12 protein-coding genes are annotated in these 15,794 nt (G+C 54.8%); 7 read left to right on the top strand and 5 right to left on the bottom strand.

The features are described from left to right. Positions 1-80 precede the first annotated feature (80 nt). Both glmU and glmS read left to right on the top strand, forming a co-directional pair. A complete protein-coding gene (gene glmU, locus ACTHTQ_RS09035; protein WP_440363710.1) occupies positions 81-1,454 on the top strand; it encodes a bifunctional UDP-N-acetylglucosamine diphosphorylase/glucosamine-1-phosphate N-acetyltransferase GlmU in 1,374 nt (457 codons plus the stop codon). Positions 1,455-1,619: 165 nt separating this feature from the next. Beyond that, positions 1,620-3,458, top strand: a complete 1,839-nt coding sequence (gene glmS / locus ACTHTQ_RS09030) for a glutamine--fructose-6-phosphate transaminase (isomerizing) (RefSeq protein WP_440363709.1) — start codon at positions 1,620-1,622, stop codon at positions 3,456-3,458. Between the two features lie 250 nt (positions 3,459-3,708). Here glmS and ACTHTQ_RS09025 read toward each other — a convergent pair whose 3' ends face one another. Further along, positions 3,709-5,007, bottom strand: a complete 1,299-nt coding sequence (locus ACTHTQ_RS09025; RefSeq protein WP_440363708.1) for a M16 family metallopeptidase — start codon at positions 5,005-5,007, stop codon at positions 3,709-3,711. 58 nt (positions 5,008-5,065) lie between these two features. Next, positions 5,066-6,415, bottom strand: a complete 1,350-nt coding sequence (locus ACTHTQ_RS09020) for a M16 family metallopeptidase (protein WP_440363707.1) — start codon at positions 6,413-6,415, stop codon at positions 5,066-5,068. 193 nt (positions 6,416-6,608) lie between these two features. Here ACTHTQ_RS09020 and ACTHTQ_RS09015 point away from each other — a divergent pair, with 193 nt between their 5' ends. Next, positions 6,609-7,787: a phosphoglycerate kinase gene (locus tag ACTHTQ_RS09015; RefSeq protein WP_440363706.1), complete on the top strand. Its 1,179-nt coding sequence runs from the start codon at positions 6,609-6,611 to the stop codon at positions 7,785-7,787. A gap of 165 nt (positions 7,788-7,952) precedes the next feature. Here ACTHTQ_RS09015 and yccS read toward each other — a convergent pair whose 3' ends face one another. The 3 genes from yccS to ACTHTQ_RS09000 all read right to left on the bottom strand — a co-directional run bounded on the left by yccS (position 7,953) and on the right by ACTHTQ_RS09000 (position 12,616). Next, positions 7,953-10,088: a YccS family putative transporter gene (gene yccS, locus ACTHTQ_RS09010; protein ID WP_440363705.1), complete on the bottom strand. Its 2,136-nt coding sequence runs from the start codon at positions 10,086-10,088 to the stop codon at positions 7,953-7,955. A gap of 165 nt (positions 10,089-10,253) precedes the next feature. Then, entirely contained in the window at positions 10,254-11,483 is a 1,230-nt protein-coding gene (locus ACTHTQ_RS09005) for a PilT/PilU family type 4a pilus ATPase (RefSeq protein WP_003682885.1), read from the bottom strand. A gap of 86 nt (positions 11,484-11,569) precedes the next feature. Next, positions 11,570-12,616 (bottom strand): type IV pilus twitching motility protein PilT, encoded by a 1,047-nt coding sequence (locus ACTHTQ_RS09000; protein ID WP_314053795.1) that lies wholly within the window; start codon positions 12,614-12,616, stop codon positions 11,570-11,572. A gap of 117 nt (positions 12,617-12,733) precedes the next feature. Between ACTHTQ_RS09000 and ACTHTQ_RS08995 the strand changes: the two genes are divergently transcribed. The 4 genes from ACTHTQ_RS08995 to dksA all read left to right on the top strand — a co-directional run bounded on the left by ACTHTQ_RS08995 (position 12,734) and on the right by dksA (position 15,513). Then, entirely contained in the window at positions 12,734-13,429 is a 696-nt protein-coding gene (locus ACTHTQ_RS08995; RefSeq protein ID WP_440363704.1) for a YggS family pyridoxal phosphate-dependent enzyme, read from the top strand. A gap of 76 nt (positions 13,430-13,505) precedes the next feature. Continuing rightward, entirely contained in the window at positions 13,506-14,303 is a 798-nt protein-coding gene (gene proC, locus ACTHTQ_RS08990; RefSeq protein ID WP_440363703.1) for a pyrroline-5-carboxylate reductase, read from the top strand. Between the two features lie 2 nt (positions 14,304-14,305). Next, entirely contained in the window at positions 14,306-14,863 is a 558-nt protein-coding gene (locus ACTHTQ_RS08985) for a YggT family protein (protein WP_440363702.1), read from the top strand. A gap of 233 nt (positions 14,864-15,096) precedes the next feature. Continuing rightward, entirely contained in the window at positions 15,097-15,513 is a 417-nt protein-coding gene (dksA, locus tag ACTHTQ_RS08980; RefSeq protein WP_003682872.1) for an RNA polymerase-binding protein DksA, read from the top strand. Positions 15,514-15,794 lie beyond the last annotated feature (281 nt).

Raw genomic sequence — 15,794 nt, 5'->3', positions numbered from 1 at the left:
CTGAAACGGAGTGAAAAACAATCAACATTTGTTGCCACACTTTTCAGACGGCCTCAAACAACGACAACGGAAACCGTATCATGGCTCAGACAGCTTTAAACATCGTCATCCTCGCCGCCGGCAAAGGCACGCGCATGTATTCCAAAATGCCCAAAGTGCTGCACCGCATCGGCGGCAAGCCCATGGTCGAGCGCGTTATCGACACCGCCGCTGCGCTCCATCCTCAAAACATCTGCGTCGTCATCGGACACGGCAAAGACCAAGTCTTAGACACCGTCAAACGCAACGTCGTCTGGGTCGAACAAACCGAACAACTCGGCACCGGCCACGCCGTCAAAACCGCCCTGCCCCACCTTGCCGCCGAAGGCCGCACGCTGGTGCTGTACGGCGACGTTCCCCTGATTGACACCGCCACCCTCGAAACCCTGCTCGAAGCCGCCGGCAGCGAAGTCGGACTGTTGACCGACGTTCCCGCCGACCCGACAGGCTTGGGCCGCATCATCCGCGACAGCCAAGGCAGCGTAACCGCCATCGTCGAAGAAAAAGACGCCGATGCCGCCCAAAAAGCCGTCCGCGAAATCAACACAGGCATCCTCGTCCTGCCCAACGCCAAACTCGAAAACTGGCTGAACAGCCTCTCCAGCAACAACGCCCAAGGCGAATACTACCTGACCGACCTCATCGCCAAAGCTGTTGCCGACGGCATCAAAGTCCATCCCGTCCAAGTGCGCGCCTCCCACCTCGCCGCCGGCGTGAACAACAAACTCCAGCTCGCCGAACTCGAACGCATCTTCCAAACCGAACAAGCGCAAGAATTGCTCAAAGCAGGCGTCACCCTGCGCGACCCCGCCCGCTTCGACTTAAGAGGTCGTCTGAAACACGGACAAGACGTCGTGATTGACGTCAACGTCGTCCTCGAAGGCGACATCGAAATCGGCGACAACGTCGAAATCGGCGCAAACTGCTTCATCAAAAACGCCAAAATCGGCGCAAACAGCAAAATCGCCCCCTTCTCCCACCTCGAAGACTGCGAAGTCGGACAAAACAACCAAATCGGTCCCTACGCCCGCCTGCGTCCGCAAGCCCGCCTTTCAGACGACGTACACGTCGGCAACTTCGTCGAAATCAAAAACGCCGCCATCGGCAAAGGCACCAAAGCCAACCACCTCACCTACATCGGCGACGCCGAAGTCGGCAGCAAAACCAACTTCGGCGCAGGCACGATCATTGCCAACTACGACGGCGTGAACAAATACAAAACCGTCATCGGCGACGAAGTCCGCATCGGCTCCAACTGTGTCCTAGTCGCCCCCGTCACCCTCGGCAACAAAGTAACCACAGGCGCAGGCAGCGCGATTACCAAAAACGTCGAAGACAACAAACTCGCCCTCGCCCGCGCCCGCCAAACCGTCATCGAAGGCTGGGTGCGTCCGGAAAAGGGCGATAAGAAATAAGGTTCGGCCGGTTTCTATCTTTTTCAGACGGCCTTCAAAACCAAAAGGCCGTCTGAAACCCAAATCCGCGCCGTTCGGATAATGTAAAACGGCTTTTTACCGCTGCCGCCTCCGGGAGCCGGAACGGCAGTTATTTCGTTAATCTTTTGATACTAAGGAACTTATATGTGCGGTATCGTAGGCGCCATCCGCGCCAATCACAATGTAGTCGATTTTCTGACCGACGGTCTCAAACGCCTTGAATATCGGGGCTATGACTCGTCGGGTATTGCCGTAAACATGGACGGCAAAATCAAGCGCGTGCGCCGTGTCGGCCGCGTGCAACTGATGGAAGACGCCGCGCGCGAAAAAGGCGTGTTCGGACACATCGGCATCGGCCATACCCGTTGGGCGACCCACGGCGGCGTAACCGAACCCAACGCCCATCCCCACATCTCCGGCGGCATGATTGCCGTCGTCCACAACGGCATCATCGAAAACTTCGAAGCCGAACGCGAACGCCTCAAAGCCTTGGGTTACACCTTCGAATCGCAAACCGACACCGAAGTCATCGCCCACAGCGTCAATCACGAATACACCCAAAACGGCGGCAAACTGTTTGAAGCCGTCCGCGCCGCCACCGCCCGTTTCCACGGCGCGTATGCCATCGCCGTGATGGCGCAGGACAAACCCGAAGAAATGGTGGTTGCACGCATGGGCTGCCCGCTGTTGGTGGCATTGGGCGATCAAGAAACCTTCATCGCCTCCGACGTATCCGCCGTCATCGCCTTTACCCGCCGCATCGCCTATTTGGAAGACGGCGACATCGCCGTATTGAGCGCGAACGGTATTGAAAAACTGATCGACAAAACCGGTGCCGATACCCAACGCACCGTCAAAGTATCCGAACTGTCGCTCGCGTCGCTGGAATTGGGTCCATACAGCCACTTCATGCAAAAAGAAATCCACGAACAGCCGCGCGCCATCGCCGATACCGCCGAAGTCTTCCTTGACGGCGGCTTCGAACCCGAAAACTTCGGCGCGAACGCACGCGAAGTGTTTGACGACATCCGCAGCATCAAAATCCTCGCCTGCGGCACGTCCTACTACGCCGCGCTGACCGCCAAATACTGGCTCGAATCCATCGCCAAAATCCCGACCGACGTCGAAATCGCCAGCGAATACCGCTACCGCGACGTGATTGCCGATCCGAAACAATTGGTCATCACCATTTCCCAATCCGGCGAAACCTTGGACACCATGGAAGCCCTGAAATACGCGCAGTCTTTGGGACACAAACACAGCCTGTCCATCTGCAACGTCATGGAATCCGCCCTGCCGCGCGAAAGCGAATTGGTGCTGTACACCCGCGCCGGCGCGGAAATCGGCGTCGCCTCCACCAAAGCGTTCACTACGCAACTGGTTGTATTGTTTGGCTTGGCGGTAACGCTGGGCAAACAGCGCGGCTTGGTTTCCGCCGAAAAAGCGCATGAATACGTCGAAGAACTGCGCCAACTGCCCGGCAGCATCCAACACGCCCTCAACCTTGAGCCGCAAATCGCCGCGTGGGCGCAAAAATTCGCCAAGAAAACCAGCGCACTCTTCTTGGGCCGTGGCATCCACTTCCCGATTGCCCTCGAAGGCGCGTTGAAGCTGAAAGAAATCACCTACATCCACGCCGAAGCCTATCCCGCAGGCGAATTGAAACACGGCCCGCTGGCATTGGTGGACGAAAACATGCCCGTCGTCGTCATCGCGCCGAACGACGGTTTGTTGGACAAAGTCAAAGCCAATATGCAGGAAGTCGGCGCACGCGGCGGCGAACTCTTCGTCTTCGCCGATTTGGACAGCAATTTCAACGCCACCGACGGCGTGCACGTCATCCGCGCCACGCGCCACGTCGGCGTACTCTCGCCGATCGTGCATACCATCCCCGTGCAGCTCCTGTCCTACCACGCCGCCCTCGCACGCGGCACGGATGTGGACAAACCGCGCAACCTGGCGAAATCGGTAACGGTTGAATAAACAATAAACCGATTAAAAAAGGCCGTCTGAAACCTGTTTTAAGGTTTCAGACGGCCTTTTTATTTGTCGGTTTCAGTAATAGAAATGCTATTTATGATGTCTTTGCTTTCATTATAAATGTACAACAACAGTTGATTGTGACCAATATTTTATTGATTAAAGTTGCCTCTGATGACAAGATCAGCAAACCGACAGAATGACAACAGGCCGTCTGAAAAATCTTTCAGACGGCCTGTCGTTTTAAAGCGTTTTATTCTGCACCGACAACGACGGTGTTGAGGTCTTTGAATTTGACGCGGCGTTGCCATGCGTCGCGGACTTGTTCGACGGTCAGGCTGTTGATGGCTTTGGGGTAGGCTTCCAAGTAGTCGTTGGGCAGGTCGTAGAGGCCGATCAGGCTCAGGTAGTTGAGCAGTTTGTCGTTGGAGTCGTAGCGCAGGGGGAAGCCGCCGACGATGTTGGCTTTGGCCTGTTTCAGCTCGGCTTCGGTTGGGCCTTCGGCGATAAACTGTTCAATGACGGCTTGGGTGTCAGCCAGTGAGGCTTTGGTGTTTTTCTTTTGGGTGGAGTAGGAAACGGCAAACGTGCCTTCTTCTGTTGCCGGGGCGAGGCTGCTGTATACGCCGTAGGTGTAGCCGTGTTGGTCGCGCAAAACTTTCATGAGGCGGCTGTCGAAACCGCCGCCGCCGAGGATGTAGTTGCCGGCAACGAGGGCGTAATAGTCGGGGTCGTGGCGTTTGATGAGGGAGGTGCCGAGCAGGACTTGTGCCTGTGTACCGGCAAAGGGGATGTCGCGGCGTTGGGCGGTTTGTTTGAGAACGGGCGGGATGGCGTGGGTTGCGGTGGCTTTGGCCGGCAGGTCTTTGAGGACGCGCTCGACCAGTTGCTCTGCCTGTTTACGGTTGAGGTCGCCGACGATGGCAACGATGGCGTTGTCTTTGCCGTAGTGGGTGCGGTGGAAGGCGCGGATGTCGTCGAGGTTGACGCGTTTGAGGCTGTCAACGGTTATGTTTGCGCCGCTGCCGTAGGGGTGGTTCGGGTAGATGAGTTTGGTCAGTTCGCGCGTGGCGGTGTAGTCGGGGGTGGTTTCCTGTTGTTGCAAGCCGGTAATGGATTGGGTTTGGCGGCGGCGGAAAACGGCTTCGTCAAAGCGCGGACGGGTCAGCGAGTGGTTGAGCAAGTTGGCGGCTTTGTCGCGGATGTCGGCTTTGCTGAGGCTGCGGAAGCCTGCGGATGCGCTTTCGGTATTGCTGTCGCTGCTGATTTGTGCGCCGATGTTGTCGGCTTCGGCATTGAAGGCTTCTTCGTCCAGCTCTTGGGTGCCGTCGGTCAGGAGGGCGGCGGTAAATTCGGCAACTTGGCTTTTGCCGTCCGGATTGGCGACGCTGCCTGCGCCCTTGAAGCTGATTTCAAGGTCGATGATGGGGTTTTCGTGGCGTTCGACAAGGAGGATTTGGGTGCCGTCGCGGTTGCGCCAGCGTTGGATGTCGGTGGCGGCTTGGACGCTTAAGGGCAGGAGTAGGGCAAGGGCGAGCAGGATGGGTTTCATGTTGTGGCTTTCTGTTAAGGCCGTCTGAAAGGGTATGGGCTTTCAGACGGCCTGATGTTTATCGGCGTTTGGCAGCTTTTTTGCTTGGCGCGGTGGCTGTTTTTTGCGGCTCGATGATGACGGTACTCATGCGCTCGTCGGTCAACATCCGGGCGGCGACCTGTACTTCTTGCGCGCTGACTGCCTGTAAGCGGCGGTGGATTTCTTGTTCGTCGGTATATTGGAAACCGCGCGCTTCGAGGCGCCCCATCATGGAGGCTTGGGAAGACATGGAGTCTTTGGCGTAGATTTCGTTGACTGCTGCCTGGGTTTTGACGCGCTGCAATTCTTCTTCGGAAACGCCGTTGTCGGCAATGTCTTTGATTTCTTGGCGCAGCTGGGCAATCAGAGTATCGGTTTTCACGCCTTCGGCAGGCATGGCCATGACGCTGAACAGCGGCATTTCACGGCTGATGATGTCGTAATGCGTTCCTGCGTTCAATGCGGTTTGCTTGCCGCGCACGAGGTTTTTATCAAAACGGCTGGATGCGTTGCCTGCCAAAATATCGGAGAGGATGTCGAGGGCGAAAGGCATCGTGTCATCGAGTTTTTGGAGTTTCGGTACACGGAAGTTGATGGCAATCAGCGGCTGGTGTGTAACCGGAGAAGTGGCTTTGACCGTAACAGGCTTGCGCAAATAGGGTTCGGTATGGAGTTTGTTGCGCGGCGGCTGGGCTTTGGCCGGAATATCGCCAAAGAGTTTGGCGGCCGTCTGAAGCGTTTGTTTGGCATCGACATCGCCGACAATGACCAATACGGCATTGTTGGGCGCGTAATACTGTTTGTACCACGCGCGCAGGTCGTCGGCTTTTAGGGTGTGCAAATCTTTCATGTAGCCGATGACGGAGGCGCGCATCGACGGTTGGGTAAAGGCGGCAAGATAGGCTTGCTCCCACATTTTGCCGTCGGCCGTGTCTTCCGTGCGCTGGCGGCGTTCTTCACGGATGACGTTCATCTCGTTGAGGAATTCTTTGTCGCTGAAGTTGAGGTTGTGCATGCGGTCGGCTTCGAGCTTCAGAATCTCGGGCAGGTTGGCGGCGGCGACGTTTTCGTAATACACCGTTTCATTTCGGTTGGTGTAGGCATTGTTTTGTCCGCCCAGCTCGGACACGCGGCGGTTAAACTCGCCGGAGGGAACGTCTTTCGTGCCTTTAAACATCATGTGTTCCAAAGCGTGGCTCAGGCCGCTTTTGCCCGGTTTTTCATCCACGCTGCCGATTTTGTACCAAATCTGCGAAACGGCTACGGGCGCGCGGTGGTCTTCTTTGACGATGATTTTCAGACCGTTGGGCAGGGTTTCAGAAAGCGTCTGCGCCCATGAGGCGGCAGGCAGCGCGAAGGTAAGCATTAAAGCAATTCGGCGTAACATGGTTTAATCCGTAAAATGAAAATCAATCGCCAAAGTATAGCGGAAAATCTGAAAGATTGGCCGAATGTTTCAGACGGCCTGGGCTTTATCTGCTGATTCACATCAAGCGCGGCCGTTGCCAATCTTTACCGTCGCGCCTCATTCGCGGATAATCCCAAACATTCCCGTTTCCAACCATCACAAAGGAATCATCATGGCATTTTTGAAACTGACCGAACAAAATGTTCAAGGCAAAACCGTTCTGATCCGCGCCGATATGAACGTACCGTTTAAAGACGGCAACATCAGCGACGACACCCGTATCCGCGCTTCGCTCGCATCCATTAAATACTGCTTGGACAACGGCGCGTCTGTGATCGTGATGACCCACCTCGGCCGTCCGACCGAAGGCGAATTCCATCCTGAAGACGATGTAGCGCCTGTTGCCGCGCATTTGGGCAAACTGTTGGGCAAAGACGTGAAAGTATTGAACGACTGGCGTGAAAACAAACCCGCCCTGAACGCGGGCGATGTCGTCATGCTGCAAAACGTGCGCATCAACAAAGGCGAGAAGAAAAACGATTTGGAACTGGGCAAAGCCTATGCCGCCTTGTGCGACGTGTTCGTCAACGACGCGTTCGGCACCGCCCACCGCGCCCAAGCCTCGACCGAAGCCGTCGCCCAAGCCGCACCCGTTGCCTGCGCCGGCGTATTGATGGCGGGCGAACTCGACGCTTTGGGCAAAGCCCTGAAACAGCCTGCGCGCCCGATGGTGGCGATTGTCGCCGGCAGCAAAGTGTCTACCAAACTGACCATCCTCGAATCTTTGGCCGACAAAGTCGACCAACTCATCGTCGGCGGCGGCATTGCCAATACCTTCCTGTTGGCAGAAGGCAAAGCCATCGGTAAATCTTTGGCCGAACACGATTTGGTGGAAGAATCCAAAAAAATCATGGCGAAAATGGCGGCCAAAGGTGGCTCTGTTCCGCTGCCGACCGATGTGGTTGTCGCTAAAGCCTTTGCCGCCGATGCCGAAGCTGTGGTGAAAGACATTGCCGACGTTGCCGAAGACGACATGATTTTGGACATCGGCCCGAAATCCGCCGCTGCTTTGGCCGAGCTGCTCAAAGCCGCCGGTACGGTTGTATGGAACGGTCCGGTCGGCGTGTTTGAGTTTGACCAATTTGCCGGCGGTACTAAAGTATTGGCCGAAGCGATTGCCCAAAGCGATGCGTTCTCGATTGCCGGCGGCGGCGACACTTTGGCGGCGATTGCCAAATTCGGCGTAACCGATCAAATCAGCTACATTTCTACCGGCGGCGGTGCGTTCCTCGAATTCTTGGAAGGCAAAGAGTTGCCTGCCGTAGCCGCTTTGGAAAAACGCGGCGCATAATCGGTTTTAAAATCGATTGTTAAAAATAAAGGCCGTCTGAAATCTGGAAATCAGGTTTCAGACGGCCTTTTGTTTTGGTTTTTATTCGAGGAAGTGTTTAGCTGTATTTAACGCCGATGATTGGCAGACTTGTTGCTAAACAGGCTGGAAAGCATTCGGCTCTTTTCAGACGGCCTCTACGTCGGCTTGTCGGTGCAATGCCTGATAGCACGGGGTAAGCTGGCGGATAATCAGGTCGAGCTGGTGTTTGAGGATGTGGTCTTGCTGCGCTTGTGTGTTTTGTTCAAGCTCGGCAAATTCCTGACGGATTTGGGTCATGGCCGTTTCAAAAGACTCGGGGTCGGTTTGGGGCATTTGGGTCAGCAACTCGGCGATGTGGTGGGTCAGCTTGGCATAGGGTGCAAAGCCGTCGTTGCCGTCGATTCGGACTTGGTCGCGGTATGCGCCGAGCGCAGAAATGTGGCCGGTCAGCGCATAGCTGGTTTTGAGCAGGGTAAAACCGTCTTGCAGGCGGTCTTGGTATTTTTTCGGGTTGCTGCTCATGTCGGACAGGGTGCTGCTGAGGGCGGCGGTGCTTTCGTGTGCTTGGCGGCGGGTGAGGCGGTAGTCGAAATCGTCGCGGCTGCCGTTTTGCAGCTGGTCGAGGATGGCATCGAGATAGCGGCCGTTGGCAGTGATGGTTTGGGCGGCGGTGTGGCTGAGGGTGAGGTAACGCCAATCGGGCCAGAGGTAGGTGGCGGCGGCCCATGCGATAACGGAACCGACGATGGTGTCGATGATGCGGATGGGCATGGCGTGGTACACGTCCAAACCGGCAAGCGAGAGGCTGGTCAGGGCTTGGATGGTGATGAAAAAGGTGGAGAAGCTGTATTTGTAGCTTCGGGTCATGAAGAACAGGGTGGTGCTGGCGATGACAATCCAGAGCTTGGTTTCAACAGACGGGGTGAAGTAGGGGACGAGCGAACCGACAATCACGCCGAGAATTGTACCGGCAATGCGTTGGTACACGCGGCTTTTGGTGGCGGTGTAGTTGGGTTGGCAGACGAAAAGGGCGGTCAGCAGAATCCAGTAGCCGAGGTTGAGATGGAGGATTTCGACAATGATGCAGGCCGCGGCCACGACAATGGAGAGGCGGGTGGCATGGCGGAAGACGCCGGAGTCGAAATTGAGCTGGCTGAGGACGGTCTCGCCGATATTGCGGAACTTGGTGTTTTCAAGGGCGGCGATGCGGGTATCGGCGTTGTCGTTTTCGGCAAGGGACGCATCGTTTTGCAGTTGCCGCAGTTGGTAATCGACACTGCTGAGGTTGTCGAGCAGGCGGCGGATATTGTGGAGGTTGGCATTGTCGGCATGGGTCTCGGCAAAATGGCTGAGGGATTGGCGGCAGCCTTCCATGGCGCGGCCGAGGCGTTTGCTGTATGCGTAGGGTTTGTTGTTGCGCAGGGAGGAGGCAACGTTGCGGCACGCCTGGCCTTGCATTTCGAGCAGGCGGCGGATGCGGAAGATAAGGTCGGTATTTTTGAGCTGCTCGGCCATTTCGCTGTAATCGACGTGGGCGGAGCTGATGCGTTCGTGCATGTCTTGCGCGCAGAGGTAGTAGCGCAGCATTTTGGCGGTACGCGGATGGCGGTGTTGGCCGCGCAATCGGTAGAAAAGGGCGCCGCGGCATTGGTTGAAGGCGGTAATCACGCCGGTGTTGCTCATGGCCAAGTCGATTTGGCGGTTGCCCAACCATGCGGCTTCGTCGGGGTCGAAAAAGTCGGCTTTGGCATCGAAGTAGTTGCTGAGTGCATCGTAGGCATTGGCGACGGTTTCTTGGACGGGGCGGTGGGGCAGGATGATTTGGAAGATCAGGATGTTGACGCTGTATAGGACAGTACCCAGCAGAATCATGACGGGGTTGGTCAGCCAGTAGGTCTCGGGGGTGTAGGTCAGCGTGGTGTAGGTGGCGACGGCAAGCGCACCGAAAGCGAAGGTGCGGTATTTGAGGCCGACGGTGCCGAGGATGGTGAAGCCGAAAGTCATCAGGGTCATGGCCAAGATGAAGGGAACGCCTGTGCCGATGGTGCTTTGGGCAAGCAATGAGGAGAGGGTAAACAGGGCAACGGTGATGACGATGTTTTTCAGACGGCCTGTGAGGCGGTTGTCCAAATCGACCAAACCGCCGGCAATAATGCCGAGCACGAATGGCATAACCAGTTTGGGCGTGTCGAAGTGCCAAACGAGGGTGGCGGCGATGAACACGCTGGCGAAGACGGGCAGGGAGGCAATGATCAGAGGTTTGAGCGGCGGAGTTTTCATGATGTTGTTGTTTATTATTCGTTATGAGGTGAATGATTGGATTTTAACAGGATTTTCAGTCGGTTTCAGAATGCTTTAAATGAGATAAAGCCGTCTGAACGGATACGGGGAAATACTTGATTTCGTTTCCACACCCGTTCAGACGGCCTTTTTTGGCTTGCGCTATTAGGTCATCAGGTTGAGGTCGCTGATGCGGTCGTAGAGGCGTTCGGTATTGTTGCCCTCGTCGTGCATTTGAATGCGCAGGCGTAAATCGTTGGCGGATACCGCTTGGCGCAGGGCTTCGCTGAGTTCGATTTGGCCTTGTGCGTAGAGGTTGAAGAGGTTTTGGTCGAACGTCTGCATGCCGTTGCTACCGGAGCGTGCCATCAAGTCGCGGATTTCCAGCAATTCGCCTTGGAAAATCAAGTCCTGCATGGCCGGAGTGTTGAGCAGGAGGTCGGTAACGGCCGTACGTTGGCGGTTTTTCTTGATGGTGAGGCGTTGGCCGATAATGCCGACGAGGTTTAACGCCAAATCTATCAAAACCTGTTGGCGGCGGTCTTCCGGATAGAAGTTGATGATGCGCTCGATGGTTTGGGAAGCCGTGTTGGCATGGATGGTGAAAACGCACAGATGGCCGGTTTGAGCCAGTTGGAGGGCGTATTTCATGCTTTCTTCGCTGCGGACTTCGCCGATACAGACGACATCGGGCGCTTGACGCATGGCGCTTTGAACGGCGATTTTCCAGTTGTCGGTATCGATGCCGATTTCGCGCTGGGTGAAGATGCTGCGGCAAGGTTTGTAGATAAACTCGATGGGGTCTTCGATGGTAACGATATGGCCGGGCAGCTTTTGGTTGCGGTAGTTGAGCATGGAGGCCATGGTGGTGGATTTACCCGAACCGTTCGGGCCGGCGAGGATCAGCAGGCCACGCGGTGCGAGTGCAAGCTCTTGGAGCTTTTCGGGTAAACCGAGGGTCTTCATTTCGGGAATGTCTTGGCTGACGCGGCGCAATACCATGCCGACGCGGCCTTGCTCGTGGTAGGCGTTGACGCGGTAGCGCGTGTTGCTGCGCGATTGGACAGAATAGTTGATTTCCCAGTCGCGGTTGAAGGCTTCGAGCTGGTCGGGGTTCATGGTGGATTCGGCGATGGCGGCGGTGTCCGCACCGGTCAGTGCTTTGTGGGGCATGGGCGTGAGGGTGCCGCCGACTTTGATGGCAGGGGGAAAGTCTGCGCTGATGAAGATGTCGGATGCGTTGCGTTTTTCGGCCTCTTCACACATGCGGTCGAGCAGGGGGTGAAGATGCGTGCCGATTTCGGCCGGGGTGGGGATGTGCGGTGCTTGGTTTTTTTGTGAGTAGGCTTGCACCATTTCGCTTAACAGGTCGTGCAGAGGGGCGAGGTCGCTCATGATGATTCTCTTTAAAACGGGTATTCGGTCAGGCTGAAAGGCCGTCTGAAAACGGGATGATGGGGTTCAGACGGCCTGAGTATGGTTTAGAAAACAGAGAGGTTTTCGATGTTTTGCGCCTTGCTGCGTGCCAGCTCGGGGCTGATGGTGCCTTGGCGGACAAGGGTTTGCAGGGCTTGATCGAGGGTTTGCATACCGTGGGCCTGACCGGTTTGGAGGGCGGCGTTGATTTGGGCGATTTTGTTCTCGCGGATGAGGTTGCGCACGGCCGGTGTAGAAATCAGGATCTCGTGTGCGGCGACACGGCCGTTGCCGTCGCGGGTTTTCAGCAGGGTTTGGGAAATGATGGCGCGCAAGGATTCGGACAACATGGAGCGCACGATTTCTTTTTCGCCTGCAGGGAATACGTCGACAATACGGTCGATGGTTTTGGCGGCGCCGGTCGTGTGCAGCGTACCGAAAACCAAGTGGCCGGTTTCGGCGGCGGTCAGGGCGAGGGAGATGGTTTCAGGGTCGCGCATCTCACCGATCAAAATCACGTCGGGGTCTTCGCGCAGGGCGGAACGCAGGGCGTTGGTAAAGCTGTTGGTGTGCTGATGCAGCTCGCGCTGGTTGATGAGCGCCTTTTTGCTTTGGTGGACGAACTCAATCGGGTCTTCGATGGTCAGAATGTGTGCCGGTTGGGTTTCGTTGATGTAGTTGACCATCGCCGCCAGCGTGGTGGATTTACCCGAACCGGTCGGGCCGGTTACCAAGACTAAACCGCGCGGATTTTCGGCAATTTTTTGGAAAATGCGCGGCGCACGTAATTCTTCCAGCGTCAGGACGGTGCCCGGAATGGTACGGAATACGGCGGCCGGGCCGCGTTCGGTCATAAAGGCGTTGACACGGAAACGGGCAACATTAGGCAGCTCAAATGAGAAATCGACTTCAAAATCCTGTTGATAGAGCTTGCGCTGGTGGTCGTTCATGACCGAGGTAATCATGGTACCGACTTCTTCCGAGCTCATCTCGGGCAGGTTGATGCGGCGGATGTCGCCGTGTACGCGTATCATAGGGGAAATACCCGAACTCAAATGGAGGTCGGAGGCTTTGTTTTTCACGCCGAACGCGAGTAAGTCGGTAATCTGCATAATGTGGCCTTGTTTTGGTTTAGAATAATAAAATTGCTTTATTTTAAATAGATAAACCCGTTCAACCAAGTAAAATTTTCAAAATACCGAGTGATGAACGGGTTAAAGGAGAAAACCATGTCGGTATTGCAACAAAACTATCAGGACGTATGCCGGGCGGTTGAACAGGCGGCTGAGGCTGCAGGACGGCCTGCGGATGCGGTGAAGCTGGTAGCGGTCAGCAAGACGTTTCCTGCAGACGACATCCGCGAAGTATATGCGGCCGGTCAGCGCGATTTTGGCGAGAACTATATTCAAGAATGGTTTGAAAAAACGGAAACGTTGGCCGATTTGCCGGATATTGTTTGGCACGTTATCGGCGATGTGCAGTCCAATAAAACCAAATTTGTGGCCGAACGCGCATATTGGGTGCATACGATAGGCCGTCTGAAAACGGCGCGGCGCTTGAGTGAACAAAGGCCGTCTGAAATGCCGCCGTTGCAGGTGTGCATTGAAGTGAACATTGCCGCGGAAGAGGCGAAACACGGTGTGGCGCCCGCTGAAGCGGTTGCGCTGGCCCTTGAGGTGGCCCAGTTGCCGAATATTAAAGTGCGCGGATTGATGTGTGTGGCCAAGGCCGACAGCAGCGACGATGAGTTGCGCAGCCAGTTTCACACCATGCAACGGCTGTTGGCTGAGCTGAACGCGGCAGGCGTCGAAGCAGATGTTTTGTCTATGGGTATGTCCGGCGATATGCCAATCGCGGTAGAATGCGGCGCAACCCATGTCCGCATCGGCAGCGCGATTTTCGGCAAGCGGCATTATCCTCAATAAAAGTAATAGGCCGTCTGAACAGGGTAGACAGCAGTTTCAGACGACCTGATCGATATCACAAAGGAGTAACATATATATGAATATCTATTTTCTCGGCGGCGGCAATATGGCGACTGCCATTGCAGGCGGTTTGGTCAAACAAGACGGTTATCGTGTCCACATTGTCGAACGCGGTGCAGAAAGACGGGAGCAACTGGTGCAAGAATTGGGCGTAGCCACTTCTGAAAACCTGCCCGAATTGAGTACGGACGATGTCCTCATTCTCGCCGTCAAACCGCAAGACATGCAGGCAGCCTGTCAAAACATCCGTTTGAATGGCGCGCTGGTGTTGTCCGTAGCGGCTGGTTTGTCCATCGATACCCTCAGCCATTATCTGGGCGGTACACGCCGTATCGTGCGCATCATGCCCAATACGCCGGCTAAAATCGGTTTGGGCGTATCCGGTATGTTTGCCGATGCAGGCGTTTCAGAAGCCGACCGTGCAGCCGCCGACGGCATCATGCGCTCTGTCGGCACAACCGTTTGGCTGAACGAAGAAGAGCAACTCCACAATATTACCGGCATCAGCGGCAGCGGCCCTGCCTATGTTTTCTATCTTTTGGGCGCGCTCCAAAACGCGGCTTTGGCACAAGGTTTCAACGAGCAAGACGCACGCGAACTGAGCCTCGCTACATTTAAAGGCGCAGTGGCTTTGGCCGAACAAACCGGCGAAGCATTCGCACAATTACAGCAAAACGTGACTTCCAAAGGCGGCACGACACACGAAGCCATCGAAACCTTCAAAGCACGTCACGTTGCCGAAGCCATCGAACAGGGCGTAGAAGCCTGCGTTAAACGTTCGCAAGAAATGGCGCAACAATATAAGGCCGTCTGAATATGCGCGGCGACTTGCTCTTATTATTGGCAGACGCTATTGCCATCCTGTGTATCACACGCTTTTTGCTCCGATACGCAGGATTGGCAGCAGAATATCCCCTGCTCAAATTCAGCATACAGGCTACGGGCTGGCTGACCAAACCTTGGCAAAAAGCATTTCCATCCGGCGCGGAAACCGATTGGTACTGCCTGCCTTCAGGTTTTCTGGTGTACTACCTTGCCTGCACCGCCATTATTTTCATCTCGCCGGCGCTGTCCATCAGCAATAAGCTGATTTTGGCAAACTTTTGGTTTGCCGCACTCCATATGCTGAAAGCCGCGGCCTATACATTACTTATCGGTCTGATTATTAGAATGGTGGCCAGCATACAAGGCCGCTATTCCCCGTTGACTTATGCCATCGAACGAATCCTGCAGCCATTGCTCAAACCGTTTTCCTTCTTGCGCGCAGGGCGATACGATTTTTCAGGCAGTTTGTTAGCGCTCTTATTATGGTTGTGGCTGGCCCGATGGTTTCCCCAACTTATCCAGCAAACCAACTTATGGTTGCTTCAATAGGCCGTCTGAAAGCGCAGCAGGCATTAACGACCAAAAATACAACGTCCTAAAAAGCGCTTTAATACATTTAGGTGTAAGGTAGTGCAAAAAAGTGCAAATCGAAATATAAAGAACAAATGAATAGGTAAAACATGATATGATTCGCCCAATTTCCAAAACGGAAATTTAAGAAAACCCAATAAAAGCAAACCCGTAGCATCCAAATCATTAACAACAAACCGAAAGCAGACACCATGGCAAAGCTGACAGAACAAGATATTTTAAACTGGAATGGTCCTGAAGAGGACTACATGAACAGCGACCAATTGGCCTTCTTCCGCGAACTACTGGTTAAAATGCAAGAAGAGCTGATTGAAAATGCAAACACCACTACCGGCCATCTTCAAGAGCACGAATCCGCCCCCGATCCTGCCGACCGAGCTACTCAAGAAGAAGAGTACGCTTTAGAACTGCGCACCCGCGACCGCGAGCGTAAACTTCTCAATAAAGTGCAAGCGACTATCCGCAGCATCGACGAAGGTAATTACGGTTTTTGTGCCGATACCGGCGAACCCATCGGCCTCAAACGCCTGCTGGCACGTCCGACCGCGACATTGTCCGTAGAAGCGCAAGAGCGCCGCGAACGAATGAAAAAACAGTTCGCCGACTAAGAATATAGATATAGAAACCTCAAAAGGCCGTCTGAGACCAAAATTTCAGACGGCCTTTTTTATGTATTTTTTTGTATGTATGGATTGTATAGGGAGTTTGATTGTATTTTTCATAAAATAAAAACCCTGTTAAAACAGGGTGGTGATTAAATTTCTAGAAATAATTTTGCGAAAGGTGTTGACTGGTTTTGTTGTGAGGCGTATAGTTCGGTTCTTCGCTGCTGACGCGGTGAAGAAAACGAAGCAGACAGTATAACACAGTTGGTTGAAATTTTCGATAA

The organism is Neisseria sp. P0020.S003 (assembly GCF_051957095.1).
In the GTDB taxonomy this organism is placed as follows: Bacteria; Pseudomonadota; Gammaproteobacteria; order Burkholderiales; family Neisseriaceae; genus Neisseria; species Neisseria subflava.
This window is presented reverse-complemented; position numbering and strand designations above follow the sequence as displayed.